Origin of the sequence: Archangium sp. (assembly GCF_036388035.1) — a bacterium.
GTDB lineage: Bacteria > Myxococcota > Myxococcia > Myxococcales > Myxococcaceae > Archangium.
The window spans coordinates 1-2,900 of record NZ_DASVSO010000451.1 but is presented as its reverse complement, the minus strand read 5'-3'; the positions used below and the strand labels follow the sequence as shown (position 1 = coordinate 2,900).

Sequence of the window (2,900 nt, the reverse complement as noted above, 5' to 3'; positions counted from 1 at the left end):
CACGCAGCCGTTCCGCGCGGCGCAGCCGACCGGTTCGTAGCGCGGTGGCGACCGTGACGGGCGACGAGGAGTACGACTACGTGATCGTCGGCGGCGGCACCGCGGGCTCGGTGCTCGCCCGCCGGCTGACCGAGGATCCCGAGGTCCGGGTGCTGCTGCTGGAGGCGGGAGGCGCGGGGGCTCCGGAGGACGTCTCCAATCCCTCGGCGTGGCCCCGGCTGCTCGGCTCGTCCATCGACTGGGGCTACACCAGCGTGCCCCAGGCGGCACTCGGGGAGCGGATCATCCACGAGCCGCGCGGCAAGCTGCTCGGCGGCAGCAGCAACCTCTACATCATGATGCACGTCCGCGGTCACCCCTCGGACTATGACAACTGGGCCTACCAGGGGTGCCCTGGCTGGAGCTACCAGGACGTCCTGCCCTACTTCCAGAAGCTGGAGGACCAGGAGGACGACACCAACCCCTGGGCCGGTCATGGCGGACCGCTGCCGGTGACCAACGCGAAGCACCACGGGCCCAATCCCACCTCCCAGGCGTTCCTCGACGCCTGCCGGGAGCTGGGCTACCGCGAGACCGAGGACTTCAACGGCCCCCAGATGGAAGGAGCCGGTTGGCACCACGTCAACATCAAGGAAGGCAGGCGTCACAGCGTCGCCGAGGCCTATCTGCGACCGGCGCTGGCTCGGCCCAACCTCACGGTGGTGACGAATGCCCAGGCCTCGCGGCTGCTCTTCAGGCACCAGCGCTGCGTGGGCGTGGAGTACCACCGCGAGGGCAAGCTCGAGAGCGCTCATGCCACGGGGGAGGTCATCGTGGCGTGTGGGGCGATCGAGTCGCCCAAGCTGCTCCTGCTGTCTGGGATTGGAGATCCCGAGCAGCTCTGGCCACTCGACATCCGCGTGCACGCGGCCCTGCCCGGGGTGGGGGAGAACTTCCACAACCATGTCCTGGCGGGGGTGATCCGCGAGTGCACCCGGCCCGTGCCGGCACCCAGGCTCAATCTCTCCGAGGCCGCCCTGTTCTGCAGGTCCGCTCCTGGGTGGATGGGTCCTGATCTGCAGATGGCCTTCGTCCACGTGCCCTTCGACATCATCGTCGGCCAGGGGCACCCGAACTCCATCAGCATCCTGCCCGGGGTGGTGCGACCGCTGTCGCGCGGCTCGGTCCGGCTGGCCAGCGCCAATCCCCTGGACAAGCCGCTCGTGGATCCCAACTACCTGGCGGTCGAGTCGGACCTGACGCGTCTGATGCAGGGGATGGAGCTGGCCCGGGAGCTCTTCGCCACGCGGGCGTTCTCCAAGTGGGTGGGTCCCGAGCTGAAGCCCGGCCCCGGCGTCAGGACGCGCGAGGAGCTCCGGGCCTACGTCAGACAGAACGCCGACTCGTATCACCACCAGGCCGGCTCTTGCCGGATGGGGCTCGATGCGATGGCGGTCGTGGACCCCCAGCTGCGAGTCCACGGCATCGTGGGGCTGCGCGTCGCGGACGCCAGTGTGATGCCGGCCGTCCCCTCCGGCAATTGCCATACGGGCATCGTCATGCTCGCCGAGAAGTGCGCCGACATGATCAAGGCCGATCACGGCCTCCGTGCCGCGCTGTAATCACAAACACAAACCCCATACGAGGAGGTCACACGGCATGGCAACGCCTCGATTCTTCCATCTCGCCCTGGCATGCCAGGATCCCCTGAAGCTCGAGCGCTTCTACACGGAGCACTTCGGCTTCAGGCGGGCCCGGGTCGTGCGCCTCGGGGACACCCAGATCGTGTTCCTCAAATCCGACACCGTCTACTTGGAGCTCTTCGAGGCCCGGGAGCCCGCGCCCGTCGCTCCGGCGGGCGGGGACGGGCCGTGGTTTCCCGGGGTGCGTCACCTCGCCTTCGTCGTCGACGATGTCGACGCGAAGCTGGCCGAGCTGGGCCCCGCCGCGCGCGTGACGCTGATGCCCCTGGATTTCGATGACTTCATCCCCGGCTGGCGCTCCGCCTGGGTGGCCGATCCGGAGGGCAACATCCTCGAGCTCACCCAGGGCTACGAGGATGAGCTGGAGCCCCCGCCCATGCCGGGCGCCTGACGGCGCGCCATGGTGGTGGGGCAACGCAATGCCTCATCACGAAAGGCCAGGACCGGGTCTATCAACACGCAACGACACATCACCCCATCACGAGAGGCTTCATGAACAATCTTTACCGCATGACCGTGCTCCAGGGAACCGTCAGCTCCGTGGAGCCGAAGCAGCTCCGGTGCTCGCTTCACCTGCGCAACGGAGACACGGTGATCCTTTACTTCAGCACCGAGACGACGTTCTCGGTGCTCAGCAACCTGGATGGGGTCTCCCAGGATCGCGTGCCGGACGTGAAGGATTTCGAGGGCACCGACCTGGCCCGCAAGGTGGCCCGCTACCTGCGGCCCCAGGACACCGTCTTCGTCCGGGGCATCATGACCGAGAACGCCGGGGGGACGCGCTTCGACGTCCGGGCCGTGACGCTGATGCACTCCGAGCCGCAGCGGTTCCTCTTCGAGGACAAGCAGTGGTGCCTGACGCAGATCCGGCTCATGGCCGACTCCTGGCTGGATGCCCTCTTCGGTGACGCGCGCAACTACACCGAGGACGACGTCTCCCGGTACTACCGGACGAACCTCAACATGTACGGCGGGCCCACGGACGACAACCTCCAGGCCATGCCCACGCTCTCCCGCCTCGTCTATGGGCTGTCCTCCGCGTACATGCTCACGGGGGATCACCGCTACCGGAAGGCGGCCGCGGCGGCGATCCAGTTCCAGCGCTCCTCCTTCCGCATCTTCAGCCACGATGGGCAGTACTGCCTGTGGGCCTACGGTCGCCGCAAGAAGGTGAATGGCACCGTGACGATCTTCGCCTCGGAGAGCAGCGACGACTTC

General features: G+C 67.6%; 3 protein-coding genes. All 3 read left to right on the top strand.

All coding sequences use genetic code 11. The features are described 5' to 3' along the window. A partial coding sequence (locus VF697_RS18280; protein WP_331096717.1) for a GMC family oxidoreductase occupies nucleotides 1–1,601 on the top strand: 1,601 nt, incomplete at its 5' end. Between the two features lie 37 nt (nucleotides 1,602–1,638). Then, nucleotides 1,639–2,073 carry a VOC family protein gene (locus VF697_RS18275; protein ID WP_331096715.1) on the top strand — a complete coding sequence of 145 codons (435 nt, stop codon included), beginning with the start codon at nucleotides 1,639–1,641 and terminating at the stop codon, nucleotides 2,071–2,073. Nucleotides 2,074–2,174: 101 nt separating this feature from the next. Continuing rightward, nucleotides 2,175–2,900 (top strand): hypothetical protein (locus VF697_RS18270; RefSeq protein ID WP_331096713.1); only part of this gene is annotated, 726 nt, incomplete at its 3' end.

What these genes read in the sequence shown, in the direction of transcription:
- VF697_RS18275 (WP_331096715.1), top strand. Translation starts at nt 1,639, where the DNA reads ATGGCAACGCCTCGATTCTTCCATCTCGCCCTGGCATGCCAGGATCCC.